24 protein-coding genes are annotated in these 26,769 nt (G+C 63.7%); 11 read left to right on the top strand and 13 right to left on the bottom strand.

Features of this window, described 5'->3' with window-relative positions; all coding sequences use genetic code 11:
* Window positions 1-64 precede the first annotated feature (64 nt).
* The 10 genes from ACQ4W0_RS00625 to ACQ4W0_RS00580 all read left to right on the top strand — a co-directional run bounded on the left by ACQ4W0_RS00625 (window position 65) and on the right by ACQ4W0_RS00580 (window position 11,210).
* On the top strand, window positions 65-1,216 hold the full coding sequence (locus ACQ4W0_RS00625) for an ABC transporter substrate-binding protein (protein ID WP_436575024.1): 1,152 nt from the start codon (window positions 65-67) through the stop codon (window positions 1,214-1,216).
* Between the two features lie 82 nt (window positions 1,217-1,298).
* Window positions 1,299-2,177, top strand: coding sequence for a branched-chain amino acid ABC transporter permease (locus tag ACQ4W0_RS00620; protein WP_436575023.1), 879 nt, complete (start codon window positions 1,299-1,301; stop codon window positions 2,175-2,177).
* A complete protein-coding gene (locus ACQ4W0_RS00615; RefSeq protein WP_436575022.1) occupies window positions 2,174-3,181 on the top strand; it encodes a branched-chain amino acid ABC transporter permease in 1,008 nt (335 codons plus the stop codon). The genes ACQ4W0_RS00620 and ACQ4W0_RS00615 overlap by 4 nt, the downstream gene beginning before the upstream one ends.
* 1 nt (window position 3,182) lies before the next feature.
* On the top strand, window positions 3,183-3,938 hold the full coding sequence (locus tag ACQ4W0_RS00610) for an ABC transporter ATP-binding protein (protein ID WP_436575021.1): 756 nt from the start codon (window positions 3,183-3,185) through the stop codon (window positions 3,936-3,938).
* Window positions 3,938-4,669, top strand: coding sequence for an ABC transporter ATP-binding protein (locus ACQ4W0_RS00605; RefSeq protein ID WP_436575383.1), 732 nt, complete (start codon window positions 3,938-3,940; stop codon window positions 4,667-4,669). The genes ACQ4W0_RS00610 and ACQ4W0_RS00605 overlap by 1 nt, the downstream gene beginning before the upstream one ends.
* Window positions 4,670-4,771: 102 nt before the next feature.
* Entirely contained in the window at window positions 4,772-5,386 is a 615-nt protein-coding gene (gene paaY / locus ACQ4W0_RS00600; protein WP_436575020.1) for a phenylacetic acid degradation protein PaaY, read from the top strand.
* Window positions 5,387-5,418: 32 nt separating this feature from the next.
* Complete coding sequence (gene paaZ, locus ACQ4W0_RS00595; protein ID WP_436575019.1) at window positions 5,419-7,470, top strand: phenylacetic acid degradation bifunctional protein PaaZ; 2,052 nt, start codon at window positions 5,419-5,421, stop codon at window positions 7,468-7,470.
* A gap of 414 nt (window positions 7,471-7,884) precedes the next feature.
* On the top strand, window positions 7,885-9,150 hold the full coding sequence (locus tag ACQ4W0_RS00590; RefSeq protein ID WP_436575018.1) for a hypothetical protein: 1,266 nt from the start codon (window positions 7,885-7,887) through the stop codon (window positions 9,148-9,150).
* Between the two features lie 10 nt (window positions 9,151-9,160).
* Window positions 9,161-9,568 (top strand): type 2 periplasmic-binding domain-containing protein, encoded by a 408-nt coding sequence (locus ACQ4W0_RS00585; protein WP_436575017.1) that lies wholly within the window; start codon window positions 9,161-9,163, stop codon window positions 9,566-9,568.
* 61 nt (window positions 9,569-9,629) lie between these two features.
* Window positions 9,630-11,210, top strand: a complete 1,581-nt coding sequence (locus tag ACQ4W0_RS00580) for a methyl-accepting chemotaxis protein (protein WP_436575016.1) — start codon at window positions 9,630-9,632, stop codon at window positions 11,208-11,210.
* Here the strand turns inward: ACQ4W0_RS00580 and ACQ4W0_RS00575 are convergent.
* The 12 genes from ACQ4W0_RS00575 to ACQ4W0_RS00520 all read right to left on the bottom strand — a co-directional run bounded on the left by ACQ4W0_RS00575 (window position 11,207) and on the right by ACQ4W0_RS00520 (window position 23,870).
* Window positions 11,207-12,430 (bottom strand): M24 family metallopeptidase, encoded by a 1,224-nt coding sequence (locus ACQ4W0_RS00575; protein WP_436575015.1) that lies wholly within the window; start codon window positions 12,428-12,430, stop codon window positions 11,207-11,209. The genes ACQ4W0_RS00580 and ACQ4W0_RS00575 overlap by 4 nt on opposite strands.
* Before the next feature lie 45 nt (window positions 12,431-12,475).
* The gene (locus ACQ4W0_RS00570; protein WP_436575014.1) at window positions 12,476-12,955 is read right to left on the bottom strand and encodes a type II secretion system protein; all 480 of its coding nucleotides are present in this window, start codon (window positions 12,953-12,955) and stop codon (window positions 12,476-12,478) included.
* A gap of 43 nt (window positions 12,956-12,998) precedes the next feature.
* Entirely contained in the window at window positions 12,999-13,388 is a 390-nt protein-coding gene (locus ACQ4W0_RS00565; protein ID WP_436575013.1) for a type IV pilin protein, read from the bottom strand.
* A complete protein-coding gene (locus ACQ4W0_RS00560; protein WP_436575012.1) occupies window positions 13,388-13,858 on the bottom strand; it encodes a type II secretion system protein in 471 nt (156 codons plus the stop codon). Before ACQ4W0_RS00560 ends, ACQ4W0_RS00565 begins: the two co-directional genes overlap by 1 nt.
* Entirely contained in the window at window positions 13,855-15,723 is a 1,869-nt protein-coding gene (locus tag ACQ4W0_RS00555) for a secretin GspD/PilQ domain-containing protein (protein ID WP_436575011.1), read from the bottom strand. Before ACQ4W0_RS00555 ends, ACQ4W0_RS00560 begins: the two co-directional genes overlap by 4 nt.
* A gap of 17 nt (window positions 15,724-15,740) precedes the next feature.
* Complete coding sequence (locus tag ACQ4W0_RS00550) at window positions 15,741-16,280, bottom strand: hypothetical protein (protein WP_436575010.1); 540 nt, start codon at window positions 16,278-16,280, stop codon at window positions 15,741-15,743.
* The gene (locus tag ACQ4W0_RS00545; RefSeq protein ID WP_436575009.1) at window positions 16,277-16,897 is read right to left on the bottom strand and encodes a type 4a pilus biogenesis protein PilO; all 621 of its coding nucleotides are present in this window, start codon (window positions 16,895-16,897) and stop codon (window positions 16,277-16,279) included. The genes ACQ4W0_RS00550 and ACQ4W0_RS00545 overlap by 4 nt, the downstream gene beginning before the upstream one ends.
* Window positions 16,885-17,427, bottom strand: coding sequence for a hypothetical protein (locus ACQ4W0_RS00540; RefSeq protein ID WP_436575008.1), 543 nt, complete (start codon window positions 17,425-17,427; stop codon window positions 16,885-16,887). Before ACQ4W0_RS00540 ends, ACQ4W0_RS00545 begins: the two co-directional genes overlap by 13 nt.
* Window positions 17,418-18,206, bottom strand: coding sequence for a hypothetical protein (locus tag ACQ4W0_RS00535; RefSeq protein WP_436575007.1), 789 nt, complete (start codon window positions 18,204-18,206; stop codon window positions 17,418-17,420). Before ACQ4W0_RS00535 ends, ACQ4W0_RS00540 begins: the two co-directional genes overlap by 10 nt.
* The gene (locus tag ACQ4W0_RS00530) at window positions 18,193-19,890 is read right to left on the bottom strand and encodes a GspE/PulE family protein (RefSeq protein ID WP_436575006.1); all 1,698 of its coding nucleotides are present in this window, start codon (window positions 19,888-19,890) and stop codon (window positions 18,193-18,195) included. The genes ACQ4W0_RS00535 and ACQ4W0_RS00530 overlap by 14 nt, the downstream gene beginning before the upstream one ends.
* A gap of 10 nt (window positions 19,891-19,900) precedes the next feature.
* Window positions 19,901-21,094 (bottom strand): type II secretion system F family protein, encoded by a 1,194-nt coding sequence (locus ACQ4W0_RS00525; protein WP_436575005.1) that lies wholly within the window; start codon window positions 21,092-21,094, stop codon window positions 19,901-19,903.
* 244 nt (window positions 21,095-21,338) lie between these two features.
* Window positions 21,339-23,870: a M4 family metallopeptidase gene (locus tag ACQ4W0_RS00520; RefSeq protein WP_436575004.1), complete on the bottom strand. Its 2,532-nt coding sequence runs from the start codon at window positions 23,868-23,870 to the stop codon at window positions 21,339-21,341.
* 670 nt (window positions 23,871-24,540) lie between these two features.
* On the opposite strand from ACQ4W0_RS00520, the gene ACQ4W0_RS00515 reads away from it, so the two are divergent.
* On the top strand, window positions 24,541-25,197 hold the full coding sequence (locus tag ACQ4W0_RS00515) for a hypothetical protein (protein WP_436575003.1): 657 nt from the start codon (window positions 24,541-24,543) through the stop codon (window positions 25,195-25,197).
* Window positions 25,198-25,249: 52 nt separating this feature from the next.
* On the opposite strand, the gene argH is transcribed toward ACQ4W0_RS00515, so the two are convergent.
* On the bottom strand, window positions 25,250-26,647 hold the full coding sequence (gene argH / locus ACQ4W0_RS00510) for an argininosuccinate lyase (RefSeq protein ID WP_436575002.1): 1,398 nt from the start codon (window positions 26,645-26,647) through the stop codon (window positions 25,250-25,252).
* Window positions 26,648-26,769: the final 122 nt, after the last annotated feature.

The raw sequence follows: 26,769 nt of genomic DNA, 5'->3' as shown, positions 1-26,769 counted from the left end.
GCGCAGGCTTGTAAAAAAGCGCCAACCCTACATTGACCGTAGTGCCAACCTGGTGGAGACCACAATGATTGCCAATATTTTCAAGAAAACCCTGATCGCCGGCGTGCTGGCCATGTCCGCCGCGGGCGCGTATGCGGCCGAGAACATCAAGATCGGTTCCGTGCTGTCCGTCACGGGGCCTGCCGCCTTCCTGGGCGATCCTGAGCTGAAAACCCTGCAGCTGTACATCGAGAAAATCAATGCGGCTGGCGGCGTGCTGGGGCGCAAGCTGGAACTGGTGCACTACGACGACTGCAGCGACGCGGCCAAGGCCAACGGTTTTACCAAGCGTCTGATCGAGTCGGACAAGGTCGATGTGCTGATCGGCGGCACCACCACCGGCGCCACGATGGCGATGGCGCCGCTGGTGGAGCGCGCCAGCATGCCGTTCATTTCGCTGGCGGGCGCTGTGGTGATCATCGATCCGGTCAAGAAATGGGTCTTCAAGACGCCGCATACGGACCGCATGGCAGCCGAGAAGGTGTTCGAGGACATGAAGAAGCGCGGCATCAGCAAGGTGGGCCTGCTGTCGGAAACGAGCGGCTTCGGCGCCTCGGGCCGCAAGGAATCGCAGATCGTCGCCTCGAAATATGGCATCACCCTGGTGGCCGATGAAACTTATGGTCCGAAAGATACGGACATCACGGCGCAGCTCACGCGCATCAAGAACACCGCCGGCGTGCAAGCCGTATTCGTGTTCGGCCTGGGCCAGGGCCCGGCGGTCGTGACCAAGAACTACGGCCAGTTGGGCATGGCCGCGTTGCCGCTGTACCAGTCGCATGGTGTGGCGTCGGACGAGTACCTGAAGCTGTCGGGCAAGGCCGCCGAAGGCGTGCGCCTGCCAACGCCGGCCCTGCTGATCGGCGCCATGCTGCCTGACGCCGATGCGCAGAAAGCCATCGTGGTCGGCTACGACAAGACGTACAAGGAGCGCTACAAGATCGATCCGTCGACCTTCGGCGGCTATGCGCTCGACGCCCTGAACCTGTCGGTCGACGCCATCAAGCGCGCCGGCGGCACGGATCGCGAAAAAGTGCGGGTGGCGCTGGAAACGACCAAGGGTTTTGTCGGCACCACCGGTGTCTTCAACATGTCGGCGAAAGACCACATGGGCCTGGACCTGTCGGCTTTCCGCATGGTGGAAGTGAAGAACGGCGAATGGCAATTGTCTAAATAAGTTCGAGAAGGTAAGCCAGAAGTACCTGCGCGAGGCCGTCCTCGAAGGTGGCCCGCGCATAGCCGAACATAATGGAGACACCATGGAAGTCGCTCAATTTCTACAATTTCTGTATTCCGGGATGACGGTCGGTTCCGCCTACGCACTGGCTGCGTTGGGCTTTACCATCATCTACAACACCAGCGGCGTGATCAACTTCGCGCAAGGCGAATTCATCATGCTGGGCGGGATGCTGGCCGCCGTGATGTCCGCCGCCGGCGTGCCGCTGCCGCTGGCCATCATCCTGGCCGTCATCGCCACGGGCCTGGTTGGCCTGTTGATGGAAAAAACCGTGATCGAACCGGCGCAAAATGCGCAGGTCATCACCCTGTTGATCATCACCATCGGCGCCTCGCTGGTGCTGCGTGGCCTGGTGCAAATCTGGCTGGGCAAGGATACGCATACACTGCCAGCCTTTTCCGGCGACGCGCCGATCGAATTCCTGGGCGCCAGTCTGCTGCCGCAAAGCCTGTGGGTGCTGGGCGTCACCGTCGTCATCGTGCTGGTGCTGGGCTGGTTCTTTGGCCGCACCTTGATGGGCAAGGCCATGCTGGCCACATCGCACAACAAGCTGGCCGCGCAACTGGTGGGCATCAACACGCGCAAGGTACTGCTGTTTTCGTTCGGCCTGTCAGCCTTGCTGGGGGCGGCGGGCGGCATCCTGGTCGCACCGATCACGTATACCTCGTATGACGCGGGCATCATGCTGGGCCTGAAAGGCTTCGTCGCCGCCGTGCTCGGTGGCCTGGGCGGTGGCGTGGGTGCAATTGCCGGTGGCCTGATCCTGGGCATCGCCGAAGCCATGACGGCCGGTTACATCTCCTCGGCCTACAAGGACGCCGTTCCCTTCGTGCTGATTTTATTGATCCTGTTCTTCCTGCCGCAAGGCTTGTTTGGCGCCAAGAATTCGGAGCGTGTATGAAGACGCGGTTATCAACATTATTCTCTCGCTCGCGCCACGGCGGCTTGCTGGTGCTGGCCCTGGTGCTGGCCATCTTGCCCCTGTTCCTTACCAATGCGTTCTACTATGACGTGGCGATCCGCATTGCGCTGAACGCCATCGTCGTCATCGGCCTGAACCTGCTGATGGGCTACACGGGCCAGATCAGCCTCGGCCACGCGGGTTTCTATGGCCTGGGCGCGTATGCGTCGGCCGTGCTGACCACGCACTACAGCTGGCCGCCGCTCGCTGCCCTGGCCGCCGGCGCCGTCGCCACTGGCCTGCTGGCGCTGTTGCTGGCCCGCCCTGTATTGAAACTCAAGGGCCATACCCTGGCCATGGCAACCCTGGGCCTGGGCATCATCATTTCCATCGTCATCAACAACGAGACGCAATGGACGGGTGGCCCCGATGGCATCGGCGTGTCCGCCTTCACGGTGGCCGGCCTGGAAATCGCCGGTGAAAAATCGTGGTACCTGGTGTGCGCCGTGCTGCTGTTGCTGGTCACCTGGCTGGCCCTGAACCTGATCGATTCGCCCGTCGGCCGCGCCTTGCAAGCCATCCACGGCTCGGAAGTGGCCGCGCGCGTGGTCGGCGTCGACACGACCCGCTTCAAGGTGCGCGTGTTCGTGCTGTCGGCCGTCATTGCCAGTATCGCGGGCAGCATCAGCGCCCATTACATCGGTTTCATTACCCCCAACCTGGCCGGTTTCTTCCACTCGATCGAGCTGGTGACGATGGTGGTGGTGGGCGGCATGGCGTCGATCTTCGGCTCCATCATCGGCGCAGCCCTGCTAACGATCCTGCCGCAACTGTTGTCCAGTTTTGAAGGCTGGGAAACGGTGGTCTTCGGCGTGATCTTGATGGCCACCATGATCTTCATGCCAAAAGGTCTCGTACCCAGCCTGGCCAGCCGTTCGCGCAAGCGGGCAGCGATGCCCAAGGCGCCAGCAGCATCAAATAAACCACCGGCGCAGGAGGCTTGAGATGCTGACGATTAACAATCTGAGCAAGAGCTTTGGCGGCGTGCACGCGGTGCAGGACGTGAGCTTCACCGTCAAGGAAGGCAATATCCACTCCGTGATCGGGCCGAACGGCGCCGGCAAGACGACCTTGTTCAATTTGATCACGGGCGTGTACACGCCGACCAGGGGCGAGATTTTGCTGAATGGCGAAAACGTGGCCGCCATGCCGCCCGATGCGCTGGCGCGGCGCGGTATGAGCCGCACCTTCCAGAACCTGCAAGTGTGCATGAACATGACTGCCATCGCCAATGTGATGGTGGGCGCGCATCTGCGCCTGAACCAGAACCTGTTTGCCTCCATGCTGCGTTTGCCGTCCGTGCGCCGTGCCGATGCGGCCTGCCGCGACGAGGCGGCCAGCCTGATGGAGTTTGTCGGCGTGGGACGTCATATTGACGACGAGGCGGGACAGATGTCGTATGGCGCATTAAAACGCCTGGAAATCGCGCGCGCGCTGGCTGCCAAGCCGAAGGTGCTGCTACTCGATGAGCCGGCGGCTGGCCTGAACCATACGGAGACAGGCGAGATCGAAGCCTTGATACGCAAGGTGGCGCAATCGGGCGTGACGGTGGTGCTGGTCGAGCATGACATGAAACTGGTGATGAATTTGTCGGACCATATCCTGGTGCTCGACTATGGCAAGAAGCTGGCCGAAGGGACCGCCGCCGAAGTGCGCGCCAATCCCGACGTGGTGGCCGCGTATCTGGGAGTGGCGGCATGATGAAGATGGAAAAACCTCAAACTCCGCTGGTGCTCGATATCGCCGGCTTGACCAGCCATTACGGCCGCATCCAGGCCCTGCACGGCATCGACTTGCAGGTGCGCCAGGGGCAACTGGTGGCGCTGGTGGGCGCGAATGGCGCCGGAAAGACGACCCTGTTGCGGGCGATTTCGGGCGTGCAGCCGATCAGCGCCGGCAGCATCGACTTCGCTGGCCAGGACGTCAGCCGCATGAGTGCGGACAGACGCGTGCGTGCCGGCATTTGCCAGGTGCCGGAAGGGCGGCAAGTGTTCGGCCCCATGACCGTGGAAGACAACCTGCGCCTGGGCGCCTTCACCCGCCCCGCACAGGACGTGGCGGGCGACATGGCGCGCATGTACGGCCTGTTTCCCATCTTGAAGGAAAAGCGGCTGCTGCTGGCCGGGACCTTGTCGGGAGGACAGCAGCAGATGCTGGCCATGGCGCGCGCGCTGATGGGCCGTCCGCAACTGCTGCTGCTCGATGAGCCCAGCATGGGCCTGGCGCCCTTGCTGATCGCGGAGATCTTCCGCATCGTGGCCGAGTTGCGCGACCAGGGCATCACCATCTTCCTCGTCGAGCAGAACGCGCACGCCGCCCTGTCGATCGCCGACGTGGGCTATGTGATCGAGACTGGGGCCATCACCTTGTCCGGACCCGGTCCCGAATTGCTGCACAACGAGCAGGTACAAAGCGCGTACTTGGGTATGTGAAGACAGCAGCGGAGGGCCGGGGTCAGACCCGCCGGGTCTGACCCCAGTTTTCCGCTGCGTCTAGTAATAGCGTGCATGGCGCGCAGATGAATAGGAGTTTTCATGGTCAAAGTCTACGAAATCAACGGCGTCACCCCCGTCGTCCACCCCAGCGCCTATGTGCATCCGAGCGCGGTATTGATCGGCGACGTGATCGTCGGCCCGCGCTGCTATATCGGTCCGCTGGCCTCGATCCGCGGCGACTTCGGCCGCCTGATCCTGGAAGAGGGTGCCAATCTGCAGGATACCTGCGTCATGCACGGTTTCCCCGGCTGCGACACGGTGGTCGAAGTCGACGGTCACATCGGCCATGGCGCCGTGCTGCATGGCTGCCGCATCGGCCGCAACGCGCTCGTTGGCATGAACGCCGTGGTGATGGATAACGTCATCATCGGCGAGGAATCCATCGTCGCCGCCATGAGTTTCGTCAAGGCGGGCATGATCGTCGCGCCGCGCAGCATGGTGGTGGGCACGCCGGCCAAGGTGATACGGTCGCTCACCGACGATGAAATCAAGTGGAAAAGCTCGGGCACCAGCCAGTACCACGAACTGGCCGTGCGCTCGATGCAGACGATGCGCGAAGTGGAGGCCCTGACGGAAGTCGAGGCGAACCGCCAGCGCCTCAATTTTGAATCCGCCTTGCCGCTGCATTTGCACAAGAACGCCGCAGCGCAGTAAGCACGCAGTACACCAACATAGGAGTAGTACACATGGCTCAAATATCCACCCTGCAAAGCCTGATCGCCGGCCGCTGGCTGGGCGAAAGCGCCGCCGTGCCCCTGCATAGCGCCTTGAACAACCGCGTGATCTATCACACGCATGCCGAGAAAATCGACTTCGACGAAGCCGTCACGTATGCCCGCAAGACGGGCGTGCCGGGACTGATGGCGCTGGACTTCCAGCAGCGCGCCGCACGCCTGAAGGCGTTGGCACTGTACCTGGTCGAGCGCAAGGAAGAACTGTATGCGATCTCGCACCTGTCGGGCGCCACGCGCGCCGATAGCTGGGTCGACATCGAAGGCGGTACGGGCACCCTGTTTGCCTACGCCAGCATGGGCAGCAATGAATTGCCATCCTCGAACGTGTTGCACGAAGGCCCGGCCATCGCGCTCGGTAAAAAAGGCGGCTTCGCCGGCACGCACATCCTGGTGCCGCGCGGCGGCCTGGCCGTGCACATCAACGCCTTCAATTTCCCCATCTGGGGCTTGCTGGAAAAATTTGCGCCGAGCTTTTTGGCCGCCATGCCCTGTATTGCCAAGCCGGCCACGGCGACGAGCTATCTGACGCAAGCCGTCGTGCGCATGATGCATGAATCGGGCTTGCTGCCGGCTGGCAGTTTGCAACTGGTGATCGGCTCCACGGGCGACTTGCTGGACCGCCTGAATGGTCAGGATTTCGTGACCTTTACTGGATCGGCCGCCACGGCGGCCAAGCTGCGCACCAATCCGAACCTGATCGCCCAGTCTGTGCCCTTCAATGGCGAGGCCGATTCGCTCAACTGCGCCATCCTGGCGCCGGACGTCACGCCCGACGACGTGGAATTCGACCTGTTCGTCAAGGAAGTCGTGCGCGAAATGACGGGCAAGTCGGGCCAGAAATGTACGGCGATTCGCCGCATCATCGTGCCCGAGCACCTGATGGACGCCGTCGGCACGCGCCTGCGCGAGCGCCTGGCCAAGGTGGTGGTGGGCGACCCGTCCATCGAAGGCGTGCGCATGGGCGCGCTGGCCTCTAAAGAACAGCAGAACGATGTGGCGGAGCGCGTCGCCACCCTGTCGCAGGGTAACGAAGTGATATTTGGCGCGGCCGACGGCTTCAATCCGCTCGGCGATGGCGCGCACGATGGCAGCTTCTTCTCGCCGACCCTGCTGCTGTGCCGCGACGCCTTCGGCAACGATGCCGTGCATGACGTGGAAGCGTTCGGCCCTGTCAGCACCATGATGGGCTACACGGATATCGACGAAGCGCTGGCCCTGGCTGCGCGCGGCAAGGGCAGCCTGGTGAGCACCCTGGTCACGCGTGATCCGAAGATCGCCGCGCGCGTGGTGCCGCAGGTGGCGGCCACCCACGGCCGCGTGCATGTGCTCGAGCGCGTGGCCTCCGTCGATTCGACGGGCCATGGCTCGCCCTTGCCGCAACTGAAGCACGGCGGCCCAGGCCGCGCGGGCGGCGGCGAAGAGCTGGGCGGCGTGCGCGCCGTGCGCCACTACCTGCAACGGGCGGCGGTGCAAGGTTCTCCGACCATGCTGGCGGCCATCACGGGCGAATACGTGCGCGGCGCGGACGTCAACGAAAGCCCGATCCACCCGTTCCGCAAGCACTTCGAAGACTTGAAGACGGGCGACTCGCTGCTCACGCACCGCCGCACCGTCAGCGAAGCGGATATCGTCGCCTTCGGCGGCATCTCGGGCGACTTCTTCTACATGCACTTCGACGAAATCGCGGCCAAGGAATCGCAGTTCGGCAAGCGCATCGCCCACGGCTATTTCGTGTTGTCGGCCGCCGCCGGCCTGTTCGTCTCGCCCGGCGTCGGTCCCGTGCTGGCCAATTATGGCCTGGACAACCTGCGCTTCGTCGCGCCCGTCGCCATCGGCGACACCATCCGCGCGCGCCTGACCTGCAAGCGTAAGGTCGACCGCAACCGCAAGGACGTGTTTGGCGTAGGCCAGGGCGTAGTCGCGTGGGATGTGCAGGTGACTAACCAGAACGAGGAACTGGTAGCCAGCTACGATATTCTGACCCTGGTGTCGAAGCGCGAGTAAGCGTCTCCGGCAGGACTGGTTTGAACGGCGCCGCCCGCGATCTTCGCGCGGGCGGCGCTTTTTTATGGGCGCCACATGGTTCAGGTGCAGCTTAATTATTTTTCTCTTGAATTATCCATAAGTGTATGAAAAATATAGTGAAAGTGTGGTTTTGCACGGCGTGCTATTTAGATAAACCCCTCTAGAACGCGTGCTTTTTTGCTGAAAAGCGGGCAATTCGCTCATTGCCTCAAGAAAACTTTCCAAAGTAAAACCTTTTCTCTGTAGCATGGTTTTACTCACTGGTCACCGCCGCAATGCACACCCAAGGCGATGGTGGCGCGAAAAAAACGGACCCGGCCTTTACGGCCGGTGAGCCATCGACCTCGAGTCCACTCCACGATTACTGTTCACCGTTACGGGTATTTAATTACTATGAATAAACACGTCCTGATTTTTCTGATGGCCATGCCTCTGGCCATCAGCCATGCCTACGCTGAAGATGTTGCCAGCGGCCCCACTGTCAAGATCAGCGGTTACGGCACCGCCGCGCTGACCATGGCCGATACCGACAACGCGCAGTTCGCGCGTCCCAACCAGGCTGCCGGCGCCGGTCGGACAGCTCGCACGGGCGTCGATTCGAACCTGGGCCTGCAGGCGAACGTCACCGTCAACCCGTGGCTGTCGGCCACCGTGCAAGGTCTGGCGCGCAAGGATGGCGAAGATGATTTCGGCGCCGAACTGGCCTGGGCCTTCGCCAAGGCCAAGGTATCGGACAGCTTCAGTGTGCGCGTCGGCCGCATGGGCCTGCCCGTCTTCATGATTTCCGATTACCGCAACGTGGGCTATGCCAATACCCTGCTGCGCCCACCGGGCGAAATGTATTCGCAGGTGCCGCTCAGCAGCATCGATGGCATCGATGGCACTTATCAGTTCAACGTGGGCGATACCAGCGTGACCACCCAGTTGGCGCTGGGGCGCACCAAGGCCACCCTGGCAACGGGCCCCGATTCGACCGTGCATGTGGAAGGCAAGTCCATCGTCGCGCTGAACATGGTGGCCGAACATGGTCCCCTGACCCTGCGTTTCGGCCGTGCCGAAACCAAGCTGACCATCGACGATTCCGCCAGCCAGAATGCGCTGATCGGGGCCTTGCGCGCGGCTGGCGCCGGCTACAAGTTCGCCCAGCTGGGTGCCCTGGCCGATGCGCTGGTGGTGAAGGACAAGAAGGCATCATTCACTTCTGTGGGCCTGGGCCTGGATTGGAACAATGTCCTGGTGCAGTCCGAGTATGCCAAGCGCAAGACGGACAGTTATATCAGCGACAGCACCTCGTGGTACGTGATGGGCGGCTACCGCATCGGCGCCTTTTTGCCGTATTACAGCCATGCCAGCCTGAAGGCCGATGACCGCGTGAATAACACCGTGCCGGCTGCCTGCCCGGCCGGTTATCCAGCCGCCTGCACGCCGACTCTGCGCGCGCTGTCGGCCGGCGTCAATACCATGGCCAACACGCGCAACCAGCTGGAGCAATCGACGGACAGCATCGGCGTGCGCTGGGACTTCCACCGTTCGGCCGCCTTGAAGGTGCAGATCGACCGCATCAAGCCTAAGAATGGCCAGGGCCTGTTCGTGCAAGCCAAGCCGGGTTTCAGCGGCCCCGTCACGGTGGTGGCTGCCGCCATCGATTTCGTTTTCTAAGGAGCGCCGCATGAAACCATTTATTTTGCATATGGCTGCCTTGCTGGCCTTGTCGATGAGCGTTCCCGCCATGGCCGAAGTGGTCGTGGTGGTCAATCCCAAAAGCGCCGCCGGCGCCATGACGAATGAACAGGTAGCGCAGTTCTTCCTCGGTAAATCGACGGCCATGACGCCGATCGACCAGCCTGAAGGTACCGCCGTGCGCGCCGAGTTCTACAAGAAGGTGACGGACAAGGAACCGTCGCAGGCCAAGGCCCTGTGGTCCAAGCTGGTCTTCACTGGCAAGGCGACCTTGCCGAAAGAGGTGGCCAATAGCGCCGACGTGAAAAAGGCCGTGGCCGCCGATCCGAAAGCCATCGGCTATATCGAGAAGAGTGCCGTCGACGGCACCGTCAAAGTAGTGCTGACGGCGCCATAAAGCCGGCTCGGGCCGCGCGCCATGCAGCGGCCCGATAATTCATCAACATCAGGAGACAGCAATGAGCATCAAACGCAAGATATGGGCGCTGCCCGTCGTCTCGGCCGTGATCTTCGGCCTGGGACTGGCCGTCAGTGCCTACCTGTCTACGGCCGCGCTCAATTCCATTCACGCCACCGAAAGCGCCGACTATCCCGTGCTCGACATGGCCAAGTCGCTGACGCTGGACGTGGCCTCCGTCGGCGATGGCTTGCGCGACGCCGTCAGCGAAGGTGACAAGGAGCGCATTGCGCAAGTCGATGGACAGGCCGTCAAGCTGCGCGCCAAGCTGGCCGCCTTTGCCGCCATTCCCGGCCAGCGCGAGCACGGCCAGCAACTGGCGAAGGAGTTCGACGCCTACTATGCACCGGCCCTGAGTGCCGCGCGCATCATGCTGGAGATGGAGCAGGGCGACCCGCAAGCCACCGTGGCCCGCATGCAGGGCGCGCTGGCGGTGCTTAACACGGACCTGGCAAAGACCAACGAGCAGGCGCAATTGCAATTCAAGGATGGCATCGCCCGCAGCGCGGCGAATGTGCGCCATGCCCTTAATACCAGCATCGCCGTGGCGCTGGCCGTCATCGTCTGCCTGGTGGCCGTGTCGCACTTCGTCGTGCGCGCCATCTGGCAGCAACTGGGCGGCGAACCCGAATATGCGCGACAGATCGCGCGCGCCGTGGCCGATGGCGACCTGTCGATGGAGATTGCCACCGAGGCGGGCGACCAGGCAAGTCTGCTGGCGGCCTTGAAGGAGATGCGCGGCAAATTGGGCGGCATGGTGGCCGATATCAAGGCTTCCGCTGAAACCATCCAGGTGGCCAGCGCCGAAATCGCGCAAGGCAATGCGGACCTGGCCGCGCGCACGGAGTCGCAGGCGGGCAGCCTGGACCAGACGGCGCGCGCCATGGATAACCTGACGGTGACCGTGCGCGACAACGCGGCCAATGCGGGCCAGGCGCATGAACTGGTGGTGTCGGCTTCTTGCGTCGCCGTGAAAGGCGGGCAAGTGGTCAGCCAGGTGGTGACCACCATGGGCGAGATCAACGATTCGTCCAGGCGCATTGTCGACATCATCGGCGTCATTGACGGCATCGCCTTCCAGACGAATATCCTGGCCTTGAACGCGGCCGTCGAAGCGGCGCGCGCGGGCGAGCAGGGACGCGGCTTTGCCGTGGTGGCTTCCGAGGTGCGCAATCTGGCGCAGCGCAGCGCCAGCGCGGCCCGAGAAATCAAGGAATTGATAGGCGATTCGGTGGCCAAAGTCAACGTGGGCTCGAAGCTGGTTGACGAGGCGGGGCTGACCATGGGGCAGATCGTCGATTCAGTGAAAAAAGTGGCCGACATCATGGCCGAGATCAGCGCCGCAAGCCAGGCGCAAAGCGCCGGCATCGGCGACATCGGCGTGGCCATCGGCAGCATGGATCAGATGACGCAGCAAAACTCCGCGCTGGTGGAAGAGGCGTCAGCGGCGGCCGAATCGCTGCAGGAACAGGCCGTACAGCTGGGCACGGCGCTGGCCGTGTTCAAGCTGGCGCAGGGCAGCCTGGCGCCGATCGCCACCGTGCAGCCGGCACGGCAGCTGGTGCTGCGGCAGGCGGCTTAGCGCTGCAGCCCGAACGGATCGTCGATGCTGTGTGCCGGTTCGGTGAACCAGCGCGGACCGCTTTCCGTCATGTAGAAATGGTCTTCGTGGCGGATGCCGAATTCGCCGGGGATGCAGATCATCGGCTCGTTCGAGAAACACATGCCCACGTCGAGCGGCGTGGTGTCATTGCCCACCAGGTAAGGCCATTCGTGGATATCGAGGCCGATGCCGTGGCCCGTGCGGTGCGGCAGTCCCGGCAGCTTGTAGCCGGGACCAAAGCCGTCCGCTTCCAGGGAGACGCGCGCGGCGCGGTCCACGTCGCCGCAGGGCACGCCCAGCCGGGCGGCGGCGAATGCGGCGGCCTGCGCCGCTTTTTCGCTGTTCCACACGCTGCGCTGGCGCCCGCTGATGGCGCCAAACACATAGGTGCGCGTGATGTCGGAGATGTAGTTCATCACCTGGCAGCCCGTGTCGATCAGCACCGTGTCACCCGCCTTCAGGGTCTGCACATAGTTCACGCCATGCGGATAGGCCGTCGCCTCGCCAAACAGCACGATGCAGAAGTAGGAACGGGGCGCTCCCACCTTGCGGTGCGCGCGCTGGATGAATTCTTCCACTTCCAGCGTCGTGATGCCTTCGTACAGCATGCTGGCCGTGGCCACATGCACGGCCAGGGTCATGTCCATCACGCGCTGCATCAGGGCGATTTCCGCCTGTGACTTGCGGCTGCGGCAGTACGCCGTGACGGCGCGCGCGTTTTCCAGCGCGTAGCCGGGGGCCAGCGGCTTGATGCCGTCATAGATGAAGAAGGCGGCGCTTTCGCAGATGCCCACGCGCGGCGGCTGGTGCGCGTCTTGTGCCACGCCCATGCGCGCCAGCACGTCGACGAACAGCTGGTATGGGCTTTCATGCTCTTCCCAGCAATTGACACGACCTTCGATGAGCATGAAGCCCGTCAAGGTGCTTTCCTCGAAGGCGGGAGCGATGTATTCGATGTCGCCGCTGGCCGGCAGGATGGCGCCTACCATGCGTTCGCTGGCATACCATTTGGTACCCGTGAAATAGGTGAGGTTGGCGCCCGCGTTCAGGTAGATTGCGGCGATGCCCTGTTCGCGCATGAACGCTTGCGCCTTGACGATGCGTTGCGCATGTTCGGCCTTGCCGATGGCGACCATGCCGCCCGTCATGTCCGACAACGATGCCAATGCCTGTTCGATGGAAGTGCCACCTATGCTCATGCCTGCTCCTTTGTTCTATGCGTGATACGGAAAGGACGCATGATATCAGTTCGCGCCTTTCGGCTTGAGCCCAGGCGCGCCGCCGGCGGCATCGGGCTGGGCCAGAACCAGGTCGTGCGGATAGGTAAAATGCCAGTCCGTGTAGCGCTGCTTGCGGCGCAGGCTGGCGTCTTCGTCGAGGAAGTTGTCCTGTTTGATGGGGATCTGCGGCGACAGCGAATGGATGCCGACGATGCGTCCCTCCTGCCGCAGCACGCCCCATTCCACCTTGCCCGTGACAGGGTCCGCATACAGGCGGCGCAAGTGCCGCCGTGCGTTGGCAAAGCGCGGGTCGCGCAGCAATTCCTGCAAGGTCAGGGGATAGCGGGGCCGCCCGTCGCCCGGCGTGCTGTCGTAGTAACGGCCCAGCGCATTGCGAAATTCATGGCCGATGAACAGCAGCTCGCGCTCTTTGTCGCGCCGCGTGGCGGTGGCATGCAATTCGCTGGCCAGCACCAGGCCCACGCCCATGAAGGCCACCAGCATCAGAGTCCAAATATACGCGAAGCCCCTTGCGCGGCGTTGGAAGCTAGAGCTGCTCAAAGGGGATGCCCTCGCGCGTCTTGCCCTTGGCGCCGCTGCGCACGTCGGCCACGCCGCCGATCTCGCCATTGGGCGAAGGGATCAATTGCCAGGTGGTGGCGGACTCCGTGACGGGGTCCAGCGGCACGCTGCGGAAGTAATGGTGGGTCACCAGGTCGGCCAGCGCGGCCGGATATTCTCCTTTGTCGGCATAGTATTTATCCAGGCCGCTCCTGAGCACCTGCAGGTTTTCCTTCAACGCGACTTCCTTGGATTTTTCCACCGAGCCGAAATAGCGGGGAATGGCGATCGTCAGCAGCAGCGAGATGATCGCCAGTACCACCAGCAGTTCGACCAGCGTAAAACCGCGGCGTGGAGTAGAGCAGGGCATCGACATCACCATTCCTTGAGTGGCACGCCGTTCAGGCCCACCTTGGTCGAGCGCGAGGCGACGTCGAATACGTCTTCGCCTTCGCTGGGATTGTCGGGCGGCGAGGCATAGGCGCGCTTGCTCCAGCTGTCGGCGGCGCTGCCTTCTTCCCTGGGCTGGAACGGGTCGCGCGGCAGGCGGCGCAAAAAATAGATGTTCTGTTTCGCAGGGCTGCGCTGGTCGGGCACGCCCTCGACCAGTTCATCGAGTTTTTTCGGATAGCCGGATGCGCCCAGCGACAGCTTGATGCGGCCATTGTCCGAGGCGCGCTTGTAGGCATCGATGGCTTCCCGGATCTCGATCAGGGCGCTGCGCAATTGCTGTTCCTTCGCCCGTTGCAAGGCTACCTGCGCCATCGGCACGGCCACCGTGGCCAGGGTCGCCATGATCGCCAGGGTGATCATCAGCTCGATGAAGGTAAAGCCCTGCTGCTTCACTGGCCACCTTTGCTGGCCTTGTCGCCGGCGGCCGGCGCTTCGTCGCCGCCCGTCATGGGCGAGCCGGCACGCGGCGCTGCTTGCTCGGGCGCGGCGACGGCGTCAAGCGTACCGCCGACGCTGGCGCGGCCGCCCACGGATGCCTCGGTGCCGGAGTTGAATTCGGCCGTCATCAGGTCCGGGCGGCGGATACTGCGCAGCAGACGCGGCGTGATCGACAGCACGATCTCGCTGCGCATGGCGTCGTCCTTCTGGCTGCCGAACAGGCGGTTCAGCACGGGCAGTTCACCCACGCCGGGCACCTTGTTCGCCGTGCCCCTGTCCTCGTCGCTGATCAGGCCTGCCAGCACCTGCGTCTCGCCATCCTTCAGTCGCAACACGGTGGAAGCGCTGCGCGTGCCGATCTGGTATGCCTGCGTGCCCGTCTTGCTGATCACTTCCTTGACGACGTTCGATACTTCCAGGTTGATCTTGATGGCCACTTCGTCGTCCAGGTAGACGTTCGGCTCGACGTCCAGTTTCAGGCCCACGTCGATGTAGTTGACGCTGTCGGAACTGACGCCGTTATTCGTGGTGACGGTAATGACGGGGACGCGGTCGCCGATCAGGATCTTGGCCTTTTCCTTGTTGCGCACGCGGATGCGCGGGTTGGCCAGGATATTGCTGTCGCTATCGGTCTTGTTGGCGTTGAGCGTCACACCGCCGATGCCCAGGTTGATGTTCTCTCCATTGATGCGGTGCAGGTCGGCCACCTTCAGGCCACCCAGGCCGCTGCCGATGCCGGCCAGTGTCAGGCTGGCCTGGTCGGGCCAGCGCACGCCCAGTTCCATCAGGCGCGTGCGCTTGACTTCCAGCACCTCCACTTCCAGCATCACTTCCGGGTCGGCCAGGTCCTGCACGTTGATGATGCGTTCGGCCATGCGCACCATTTCCGGTGTATCGCGCAGCATGATGATGCCCAGGCGCTCGTCGGTGACGACATCCTTGGCCTTGAGCAGGGTCTTGATGGAAAACGCCACCGTCTTGACGTCCGCATTGGCGAGGAAGAAAGTGCGCACCACCAGCTGCTGGTAATCCTTCACCTTTTGCGGCGTGTTCGGATAGATCGTGATCGACTTGTCGCTGGTGACGCTTTGTTCCAGCTGGTTGGCACCCAGCAGCATGGCAATCGCCTCTTCGATACTGGTGTCGCGCACCGAAATGGTGGCGCGCAGGGCAGGGTCGACTTCCTTGTCGAAGACGAAGTTCAGGCCCGAGACCTTGCTGATGAAGTCGAACACGGAGCGCAGGGGCGCGTCGCGAAATTCCAAGGTCACGGGTTTGCGATAGGCGGCGGCCAGCTTGCCGCCGGTCGGCCGTGCCTTCGCCTGCTCGTCGCCGATGCGGCTTTTCAAGGCCAGCGCCTCGCGCTGCGCGGGGCGCTCCTGCAGCACCTGGCGCAAGGCTTCCTGCGCTTGCGCGATATTCGCTTCGCCGCCGCGCTGGTAGCTGGCCTGCGCTTCCTGCACCAGCTTGCGGTGCCGCTCATCCTGCGCCACGCCGGCCAGGCCCCGCTGCGCCACGTCGTTGCTGGCATCCAGCGCCAGCGCCTGTTGGTACAGCGCTTGCGCTTCGGGCAGCTTGCCCTGCTGGCGCAGCGCTTCCGCAGCGCCATTCAGCTTGTTCAGCGCGCGCATCCTGCCGTTGGTGACGGCGATGCGGTACTTGGCGTTGGTCGGCTCGGCTTGTGCCGCCTGTTCCAGCAGGGCCAGGCCCTGTTCCGTGCGGCCCGCGCCCAGCATGGCCTGGCCATCGTTGTAGGCCTGGTTGCCGGCACAGGCGGCCAGCAGGGATAGCAGAGGGAGCAGGGCGAAGGTGCCTGACATGCGTGGTGCGCGTCGTTTCAATTGAGGTCCCCTACGGCGAGTGTCTGTTTCAGGTTGAGCGGCAGATAGGTAAATTGCAGGGCGCCCTGCACCACGCCGTCGAAGCGGTAACGCTCTTCGAGCGTGTCGCCTGGGCGCGCCACCACGTTGCGTTCGCCCGCCTGCAGGAAGTAGGCCGCCTTGCCTTCATCGACAAAGCGGCCGAGGAATTGAAAGGGCAGCGGTGGCGGCGCGTTTGCATCGACGCGGGCGGCGGGCAGCGCAGCCTGGGCCGCCTGCTGGTCGAGCATGATCTTTTTCGGCGTCTCCGGCTGCCAGCTTTGTTTGGCGAACAGGGTGGCCGCTTCCTCGTCGTCGAGCGCCCGGCGCGGATGGATGGCCAGGGCGCGATCAGTTTGCGCAGCGGCGGTGGCTGCAGCGAGAGGCGCGACCGCTACCCGCTCCACCTGGCGCGTGGTGGCCGTGGCCGGCCCCACGATGCTGCCCTCGTCCTCGGGGGCGAAGAGGGCGGCCAGCAAGGTCGCCACGGCGGCGCCTCCCAGTACGATTTTTTTCATGGCCGCGCCTCCGCCTTCTTCACCAGCAAGATGAACTGGATGCGTGCGTCGATCTCGCCCGCCTCGATCTGCTCGCGCTTGAAGAGCACGGAGTCGAGCGTCAGGGTGGGCAGCGCTTGCAGGGCGTCGACGATAAAGGTTTGCAGCTGCGCGTATTCAGCGCGTACGGGCAGGGTGATCTGGTAGCGCAAAAAGGCCGTGTTGCCATCTTCCTGAGGCTTGTAGTCCGCCTTGGACAGGGTGACGCCGCTCTTCTGCGCCACTTCCAGCAATGCCTTCAACTGTTCGGGAATGCTGTCATGCGCGGGCAGGTAGGCGTGAAAGGCGGCCAGGCTGTCGGCATCGGCATCGAGCGTGACGGCCGCCGTCGGCAGCGCCGACTGTCTGGCCGCAGCGGCCAGTTGCGTCGTCAATTGCTGCTGGCGCGCGTCCAAGGCATCGCCCTGCTGCACGGCGAAAGCGGCCAGCGCCAGACAAGTCGCGCCAATGACGCTGGGCCAGCCCAGGGTGCGCCACAGCCGCTGCGCTTGCCACTGCAGACGTGGGGGGAGGCGCAGTTGCAGGCGTGGACGTGCCAGGGAAGCGTTGGCTTTTAATTCGGGTTTTATTGTCGCCATTGCGCCTCCAGCTGAAAACGATACGCGTGTTCCGGCGCGTTGGCGTTCATCTCGTGCTTGAGCAGATACACGGAGCTGAACATGGGTTGCTGGTTCAGGAAGGCCAGGTAGTTGAGCATGTCCTGCGGCGTTTCCGCCTCGGCGGCGATTTTCAGCACGCTGGCGCCATCCTGTCCCTGCTGCGCATTCAGGTCCAGTCCCAGGAGCGCCACGCGCACGTCGCGCGGCGGCTGCACCGTCCTGACCAGGCGCGTGACGGGCAGGTTGAGCTGGTGCACGGCGGCAGCCACCTGTTTCAGTTCGAGGTCGCGTTCGCGCTGCTGGTTCGCCGAGAGGGGCGCGCGCACGGGACGCGCGGGCTGCAGCTGCGCCAGCTGCGCTTCCAGGCGCCGCGTTTCCTGCGCCTGCACCAGCCAGTACACGGCCGCTGGCAGCAGCATCAAGCCGCCCGCCAGGCACAGGGCCAGGCGCCAGCCCTTGAAGCTCTGTTTTGCTCCGGGCGCCAGCAATTCCAGGCGGCTCAGGCCCATGCTGTCTCCCGCATCAAGTGCGCGGCGCCGGCCACGGGAAAGGGCTGGAAGTGCCCCGGCAGATTCTCCTGCGGCATGCCGCTCAAATCGAGCAGCGCCACCTGTTCGATGGCGTCGAGCTGTGGCGCGCGCAAGTTCCAGCGCCGCCAGGCCCGATCCAGTTCGTCGCCCCAGGCGGCGCCGCAAGACTGGCTGTGCAGGGCCGTGATGCGCCCGCCGCTCGTCGTTGCCAGCAGCAGCCGTCCCGCTTCCACCAGGGCGAAGGCGGCGGGTTTCTCGCCGGCGATGCTGCGCCAGGCCGGCCCGACGATGGGTTCGATGGACAGGCAGCGCCGGCCATGCGCGGCCGCCGCGTCCTGCACGCCTTGCAGCAGGGCCGCATCGATGCCGCAGGCCAGGCGCGGCCTGCCATAAGGTGCATCGTCGGTAGCCAGGCGCCAGGCGCGCGCGCCATCGCCGTAGACGGCAGCGAACTGGCTGTGCAGGAAGCGCTGTGCGCTGGTTCGGTCGAGCAGGGCGCCGCTCCACGGCACTATCAGCATGGCGCACCAGCGGCTGGCCAGGCTGACGGCCAGCGGCAGTTTTTTGCCGCCACCCTGTTCGAGCCAGCCGCGCAGGGCCGCCAGCGCCACTTCCCAGCTGGCGTCGGGGTTCAGGATCGGCAGGTGGAAGGCGCTGTCGGGCAAGGGACGGCCGGCGCGGCGCAGCACGCCGTGCAATCCGTGCGGCGCCAGGTGCAGGCACAGGGTGGCCCGGGTAACCCGTTCAATAAGTGACACGATTGAGCTCCGCTAAAGTGGTTTCGCCGCGCCGCACCAGGTCCAGGCCCGCCTCGCGCGCCAGGCGAAAACCGTTGCGCGCCGCTTCTTCCTTCATCTGGCTCAAAGGCGCGCGCGTGCAGATCATTTCGCGCATCGCATCGCTGAGCATCAAGACTTCGGCGACGGCCTTGCGGCCCTTGTAGCCGGTGCCGCGGCAATGGCCGCAGCCCTTGCCGGCCATGAACTGCCAGTCCTGCACCTGGTGCAGGGCCAGGCCGCTGTCGCGCAGCTGCTGCGCATCGGCCAGCACCTCGGCGCTGGCGTCGACGGCGCAATGGGCGCAATTGAGGCGCAGCAGGCGCTGCGCCACGATGCCGTTCAGGGCCGCCGCAAAGCTGTAGGCATCGACGCCCATGTGCAGGAAGCGGCCCACCACATCAAAGACATTGTTCGCGTGCACGGTGGTAAATACCAGGTGGCCCGTGAGCGCCGCCTGCACGGCGATCTGCGCCGTCTCGTCGTCGCGGATCTCGCCGATCATGATCTTGTCGGGATCGTGGCGCAGGATGGAGCGCAGGCCGCGCGCGAACGTCAGTCCCTTTTTTTCATTGACGGGTATCTGCAGCACGCGCGGCAAGCGGTATTCGACGGGGTCTTCGATGGTGACGATCTTGTCGCGTCCCGTATTGATTTCCGTGATGGCCGCGTACAGGGTGGTGGTCTTGCCCGAGCCCGTGGGCCCCGTCACCAGCAGCATGCCGTGCGGCTTGGCGGCCAGGCGGCGTATCTGTTCGATGGCGTCCTCGTTCAGGCCCAGGCTTTCCAGGCGCAGTGCCTGCGCCGCTTCCGTCAGCGCACGCCGGTCCAGCAGGCGCAGCACGGCGTCTTCGCCAAAGATATTGGGCATGATGGAAACGCGGAAATCAATCTCCGCCCCTTTCACGCGCACCTTGAAGCGGCCATCTTGCGGGACGCGGCGCTCGGCGATGTCGAGATCGGCCATGACCTTGATGCGCGAGATGATCTGTTCGGCCATTGCCAGCCCCTGCACCTGGCCCGCCTGCACCAGCACGCCATCGACGCGGTATTTGATGACCAGGCTGGCCACGTCGCATTCGAGGTGGATGTCGCTGGCCTGGAATTTCAGGGCGTCGTAGATGGTGGAGTTCACCAGTTTCACCACCGGGCTGCTGTCCTCGCTGATGCGGATCAGGGAAATGTCCTCGATGCTCTGGTCGAGTCCCGGCACGTCATCGCCATGTTGCATCTCCTGCATCGCCTGCTGCACGCTTTCCTGCTGCAGCAAATAGGCGGCCAGGTCGTCCGGGTGCGCCAGCGCCACCGTGAAGGGCGTGGACAGGGCGAAGTCGGCCCATTGCAGCAGGTCTTCGGCAAACGGGTTGCCAATGACGAGCACGGGCGGCGCGCCGGGAGCACCCGGCTGCAGCAGAACGCAGTCGCGCTGTGCGCAATCCGTGTAGGGCAGCAGGGCAAAGGCGGGCAAGGCGGCCTGCAGCTCGGCCATCGTCAAGGCCGGGTAGCGGAACAGGGCGGCCAGCTGGCGCAAAAAGACTTCGGGCGGCAGGGCTGCCGTTTCCTGCAGTACGGCCATTTGCGGGCGGCCCTGTTCCAGCGCGCTGGCGTGGGCCCGGCGTAGCATGGCCGCATCAAGCACGGTGCGTTCTTCGTCGCGTGCGTTCATGACATGAACTTCAAGATAAGCTCCCGGCCAGTTCAAAGATCGGCATGTACATCAGCACCACCACGCCGCCGATCACCACGCCGATGATGGTCATCAGCAGCGGTTCGAGCAGGCGCGACGCCCAGTCCACCCAGCGGGCGAATTCCTCGTCGTGGAACTTGGCCGAGCGTTCCAGCATGTCGCCCAGGCGGCCCGTGTTCTCTCCCACTTTCAGCAGCGATTGCGCCACCGGCGTGGCCATGCTGGCGTGTTCCAGCGCGGTGGAAAACGGCATGCCCTCCTGCACCGCGCGGCGCGCCTGCGCCAGTTGCTCTTGCTGCGCCGGCAGCAGCATGGGTGCCACCATGGCCAGCGCCTTGTGCAGCGGGATGCCCGCGTGCAGCAGCAGGCTCAGGGCGCGGTAGAAGCGGGCCAGGCGGAACTCCGCCGCCTTCCCCGCCAGCACGGGCAGGCGCAGCAGGCGCAAGACCAGGGCCTGGCGCGCGCCGGCGTTGGCAGCGCCAAAGACTACGGCGCCAACCGCGGCGGCCAGCGCACCGGCGCACAGCAGCGGGTGGGCGGCCAGGTTCTGGCCAAAACCGAGCAGCATCTGCGACATCCACGGAATCTCGCGGCCCGAGCTTTCGTAGACGACGCTGAACTTCGGCACCACGTAACCGAGCAGGAATAGCGTCACCAGGCCGCCGACGACGAGCAGCATGCACGGGTAGATGGCAGCTGAAATGAGTTTTTTGCGGATGGCGTCGAATTGCAGCTGGTAGCCGACGAAGCGCGCCAGTGCCTCGGGCAGGTTGCCCGAGCGTTCGGCCGCATGCACGGTGGCGATGTAAATGTCGGGGAAGATGTCGGGGAAACCGGCCAGGGTGTCGGAAAAGCTCTGTCCCTGCTGCAGGGTGAGCACGATGGCGGCCAGGGTGGCCTTGGCGCCCGGGCGCGTTTCCTTGTTGTGCAGGGTGGCCATGGCCTCGCCCAGGTTCAGTCCCGCTTCGAGCAGGGCCAGCAACTCCTGGCTGAATTGCAGCAGGGGCAGGCCCTGTTTACCGGGACGTAGCGCGGCGCCCGCATCCTGCGCACGGCCATCATCGACGGCCAGCACGCGCCAGCCGCCGCGCACGGCCGCGCGGATCGCTTCGGCCTCGCTGGCGGCGTCGATGGCCAGCGCCTGGCTGCCCGCAGGGCCCTGCACCTGGAGGTGGAACTGCATCGCCGGCTCAGGCGAGCATGATGGCGGACGAAAAAATGGATAGGTTGGAATGAGAGAAAGCGCGTGCGGGCAAGGTCAAAGTAGGCATCGGTCGGGAACAATCCAAAAAAAGTTCAATTCGTCGCGGGTACCGGCAGCAGCAAGATGCAATGAGTTGCCTCAGGGTAGACTGGAATTGCCAGAAAATCAATCGTGTTGTGCGGGCAAGCCCTTGTATCGATGGCTTGCCCGCATCTTCAGCCGCTTACTGGGTGACCAGGCTGACCTTGTCGATCACGAACGAGGTTTGCAGCGAAGCGTCCTCGGTCGCGGCGAACGACAATTGCACGGTCTGGCCCTTGTAGGCGATCAGGTCAAACGTGCGGATCTGGTAGCCGGCCGCCTTGTTCACGTTCGAATACGTGGCCAGGGTGCCCAGCACCGTGCCGGCGCTGTTCTTCACGGTGACGACCAGCTTGTCGTACACGGTATTGCCCGTTTCCGCCGTGTCGATATGCAGCGCGAAGCTCAAGCTGGCCGCCGTGGCGGCGGCCGGAATGGCCACGCTTTGCGTCAGCGATTCGCTGGCCGTGGCGCCATTACCGCCCAGCCAGGCGTACTGCGTGCCTTCGTACGCGGTTTGCCCCGTGAAGGTGCCGATGGCGCCCGTGGTGCCGCTCCAGCCCGTGGCGCCGGACTCGAAGCCGCCGTTCGTCACGCGTTCGGTGGCGCTGCTCGTGCCCACCGTCAGCGTGGCGTTGTTCGACGTGGCCGTCACGGCAGGCGAGGAGGCATCCGTCACTGTGGCCTTGAAGACGGCGCCGTTGTCGGCCGCCACGGTCGTGAAGCTGTAGGCTGGCGAGGTGGCGCCGCTGATCACGGCGCCGTTGCGGTACCACTTGTAGGTGTACGGCGCCGTGCCGCCACCCGCGCCCACGGCGAACGAGGCGGTGGCGCCTGGCGCGACCGTGATGCTGGCCGGTTGGCTGGTGATGGTCACCGCGCCGCCCGTGGTCGATTCATCGACGTCGGTGCCGACGTTGATGGCCGCATACGCGCGCTTGACGGCGATAGCCTCGGCGCTGCCCACGCCATACAGTTCCTCGGCTGCCAGCAGCACCTTGTTGCGCGCATCGGCGTAGTTGGTCGACGAAGTGAACTTGGTGGTGGCTGCCTTGAACCAGATGCGGTAAGCCTTGTCGCTGCCGATGCCCGTCATGGCCAGCGGGCTTTTGTTCAGGTAGGAGCTGTAATAGTCGCTGCTGGCGGTGGAGTTTGAACCTTGCGACAGGAAGTAGAACATGCGGTTGTTCGGGCCGCTGCTGTAGTGGACGTCGAGGTTCTTGATGGTGCTGCTCCACGCATTCGGGCTGCTGCCATCCTTGCTCGGCTTGTACAGCCAGCGCAGCGGCTGGCCATTCTTGGCGATTTCCTTGCCCGTCATCCAATCGTTGCCCGTGTTGGGAATGCTGGTACCCGTGCCGCCGGCGCGCGCATACGCTTCCACCATTTCACCGGCGATGTCCGAGCTCGATTCGTTCAAGCCGCCTGACTCCTGCGAGTAGACCAGGCCCGAAGTGGCGTCCGTGATGCCGTGGCCCATTTCATGGCCGATCACGTCGATGGAACCGAGGTTGTTGAACGAGCTGCCGCCGTCGCCGATGTACATGCATTTGCAGCTGCTGTCGTAATAGGCATTGTCGTAGGCCGTGTTGACGTGGGCGGCGATGTGGGTAGCCGTGTTGTTGCCGTCCAGGCTGGACCAGCCCAGCACATTCTTGTGCGTGTCGTAGGTGTTCATCAGGCCCCACATCGCGTTGACGGCCGCCGTCTGGCCGTTGGCGTTGGTGGTGCTGCCGCCGCTGATGTACTGCTGGCCGTCGCCCCAGGTATTGCTGGTGCTGCTGTACACGCTGCCCGAGGTGGTGCCGTGGTTGGCATTCGTGATGGCCATGCCACCGAAGCTGCCACCCGTGCCGCGGCTGGGGTCCTTCATGGTGTAGGTGCTGCCCGTGAGCGTGGTGTTGAGCGGTACCTGGCCGTTGTACTGGCTGTTGCCGATGCCGGCGACGGTTTTCAGGGCTTTCCATTGACGCAGGATGCGGCCATCTTTGGCGCTGACGACGGTGTCATAGTAAACAGGCTTGTTACCGCTGATCATGCGCGTCTGCACCAGGTAGGCCAGCTCGTAGTGGTCGACCACGTCCTGTACGTCGAGGGCGTTCAACGCGGCTTCCGATTTGTTCTCGGCGCCCGCCACGCGCACCGTTTTCATCACGGGGTAGATCAGCAGCTGGGCATGTGGCGGCACATGGTCGACTGCCGGCACGCCGATGCTTTTCACGGCGGCGGCGATGGCGGCGGCGGCGCTGACGGCCGGCGTGGTATCGATATCGGTGGTGGCGCTGCGGGTGACTGCATTGACGCCGCCGCTACCGAGACCGGACGCGCGGTCCGACACGGATTCGCTGACGATGTCGCCGGCGCTGTTGCTGACCACTACGGTCTCGGAACCGAAGACGGGCAAACCCTTGTAGGTGTGCTGTACGCGGCTCACGCGCGTGCCGCTGACGCCCGGATGCTGGGCGCCGACGGCAAAGCCATGTTCGGTATTCAGACCCCGGCTGCGCGCCTGCGCGGCCAGCTTGTTGACCAGGCTGGCGTTCTCTTGTGGAGAGGCCAGGGTGACCGGGGCGGCCATCAGGGTCAGTGGCAGCGGCGTGGCGGCGTCTGCCGTGGTGGCCATCAGCGGCAGGGCGGCGATGGATGCGGCAACTATCGTCAAACGTAAATTCATTTCTGCTCCATGGTATCGGTTAAGGAAATGGTGAATGAGCTGGCCGCGATGCCTGATGGCCACCCCGGCGTGCCTGACGGAGGGCGGATAGCCAGCCGTTTTGTGGTGGCATGACGCCGGGTAGGGGGACACTAAACTTGTCGAGATCGCCATGTCAAAAAATTCAAGAAATGGGTCATTACGCGAATTTTTGTTAAGAATTGAACATTTATCGGCGCTGTATCGTCGTAAAGTTTGATTTACCGCAAGCTGCAACTTTTGTTTTGGACTACTTCCCCTAATGACGTGTTCTGTTGGAAAAACACTGTTGCATTTTCTAAATGTTGCGATCTACACTAGGTCTTCGCATGGTCCCAGCGGACCACGCGAAGACAAAAAAGCGCACGCGGCAATGACCGCGTCCAGATACAGCGCATCGGGAAAAAAATCGGGAGTTTCACATGACGTCAGTTCTGTTTTCTGCTGTTGGTTTCAGCCATTTCCCCTCTGGAGCGGCATTCATGCTGCATCCGCCTTCCTAGCCGCCGCTACCCGGCTCTTCCCCCTGCGACGGGGGCTTTCAGCAAGTCCGACCGCGCCGCCCGGCGTGGCCGCTGGCGCAGTGCATCCTTTTTTCAGGAAGGGTTGCCGGCTCCTGGTGCGTGCACCGGAATCACCGGCCCGAGGAACTATGCTTTCGATAGCGACCAAAGTGGAACAGATCGTGATGGAATCGGCCTTTCTCAGCGAGGGATTGGGCCGGGGCTTGCTCAACCTGTCGGAACTGGCGCGCCAGTTGCAGCCGCAATTGCAGACCGACTTGTGGAAACCGGTGGGGCAAGCCGCCGTGGTGATGGCGTTGCGCCGCCTGGCCGAGCGGATGCCGCAGCAGAAAAACGGCGAGATCGTGCTGGCGCACCGCGCGGGTGAACTTTCCACGCGCAGCGAATTGATGATTTTTACTTATCGTTACTCCGACCAGACGTATGCCTGCCAGCGTCAGTTGCTGGCGCTGGCCGCACCCCAGCGCGGCACGTTCATTACGGTCACGCGCGGCGTCAACGAGGTGATGGTAATCTGCAGCCGTTCACTGCATGCGCTGGTGGAGGAGGTCTTTGGCGGCGAGCAGGAACTGGCGCGCCTGGAGCGGGTGACGGCCGTGACCTTGCACCTGGCGCCCGAAACCTGCTATACGCCGGGTGTGTATCACGCCATCCTGCGACGCCTGGCGTGGGACCGCATCAATTTGATCAACATCATCTGCACGTATACGGAGCTGACCCTGCTGCTGGAAGCGTCGCAGACGGGCGCCGCCTTTTCCGTGTTGTCGAAAATCGTCGCGCAATGAAAAACGCCCCGCTGCAGCGATGCAGCGGGGCGCTTGAGCGCGCAAGCGCGTTTTATTTTTCCAGCTGCGTGCGCACGCGGGCGATCGCGGCGCGCACCTGGCGCGGCGCGGTGCCGCCCACGTGGTCGCGCGCGGCAACGGAGCCTTCCAGGGTCAGCACTGCAAACACGTCTTCGCCCGTCAATGGTGAAAACGCGCGCAACTGCACCAACGACAGGTCGGCCAGGTCGCAACCGGCATCGACGCAGGCGCGCACGGCCAGGGCCACCGCTTCATGAGCATCGCGGAACGGCAGGCCCTTCTTGACCAGGTAGTCGGCCAGGTCGGTCGCCGTAGCATAACCCTGCAGGGCTGCCGCGCGCATCGCTTCCGGTTTCACCGTGATGCCACCGGCCATGTCGGCGAAGATGCGCAGCGTGTCGATGACGGTGTCGACGGTATCGAACAGCGGTTCCTTGTCTTCCTGGTTATCCTTGTTGTAGGCCAGCGGCTGGCCTTTCATCAGGGTCAGCAGGCCAATCAGGTGGCCATACACGCGGCCTGTCTTGCCACGGGCGAGCTCGGGCACGTCAGGGTTTTTCTTTTGCGGCATGATCGAGGAGCCGGTGCAGAAGCGGTCGGCGATGTCGATGAAGCCGATGCGTGGGCTCATCCAGATCACCAGTTCCTCGGCCATGCGCGACACGTGCATCATCAGCACGGCGGCAGCGGCGCAGAATTCTATGGCGAAATCACGGTCCGACACGGCGTCGAGCGAGTTGTGGCACACGTCGTCGAAGCCCAGCGTCTTGGCCACGCGCAGGCGGTCGATGGGGAAGGTGGTGCCTGCCAGGGCGGCGGCGCCCAGCGGCAGGCGGTTGACGCGCTTGCGGCAGTCGGCCATGCGCTCGGCATCGCGGCCGAACATTTCAACATATGCCAGCATGTGGTGGCCGAAGGTGATCGGCTGGGCCACCTGCATGTGAGTAAAGCCCGGCATGATGGTGTCGGCATGCTGCTCGGCCAGGTCCGTCAGCGCGCTGCGGAACGTCGTCAGCAAGGTGGTGATGTCGTCGATGGCGGAACGCACGTACAGGCGGATGTCGGTGGCCACCTGGTCGTTGCGCGAACGGCCCGTGTGCAGGCGCTTGCCCGCATCGCCTACCAGTTCGGTCAGGCGTTTTTCAATATTCAGGTGGACATCTTCCAGGTCCAGCAGCCATTCGAACTGGCCGGCGGCGATTTCCTGCGAGATTTGCGCCATGCCGCGCTGGATTTCCGCGTAGTCGGCCGGGCTGATGATGGCTTGCGCATGCAGCATTTCCGCATGGGCCAGCGAACCTTCGATGTCGAACAGCGCCAGGCGCTTATCAAAAAATACAGAAGCTGTGTAGCGTTTGACGAGGTCCGAGACCGGTTCGGAAAACCGGGCCGACCAGGCTTCGCCCTTTTTGGAGAATTGATCAGTCATGAAAGAAGTCCTTTAGTGTAGGGCGATTATAAACAAGGTTGGCCTGCGGTAGGGCTTTTAGGGGCTTGCAGGGCGCTGAAATGGCCAGGAATGGGGCTGGCACGCGTCAAATGTCACGCTGC

The organism is Janthinobacterium breve (assembly GCF_051380895.1).
Taxonomy (GTDB): Bacteria; Pseudomonadota; Gammaproteobacteria; order Burkholderiales; family Burkholderiaceae_D; genus Janthinobacterium.
Note: the sequence above shows the minus strand (reverse complement) of the source record. Positions and strands in the feature narration are given on the sequence as shown.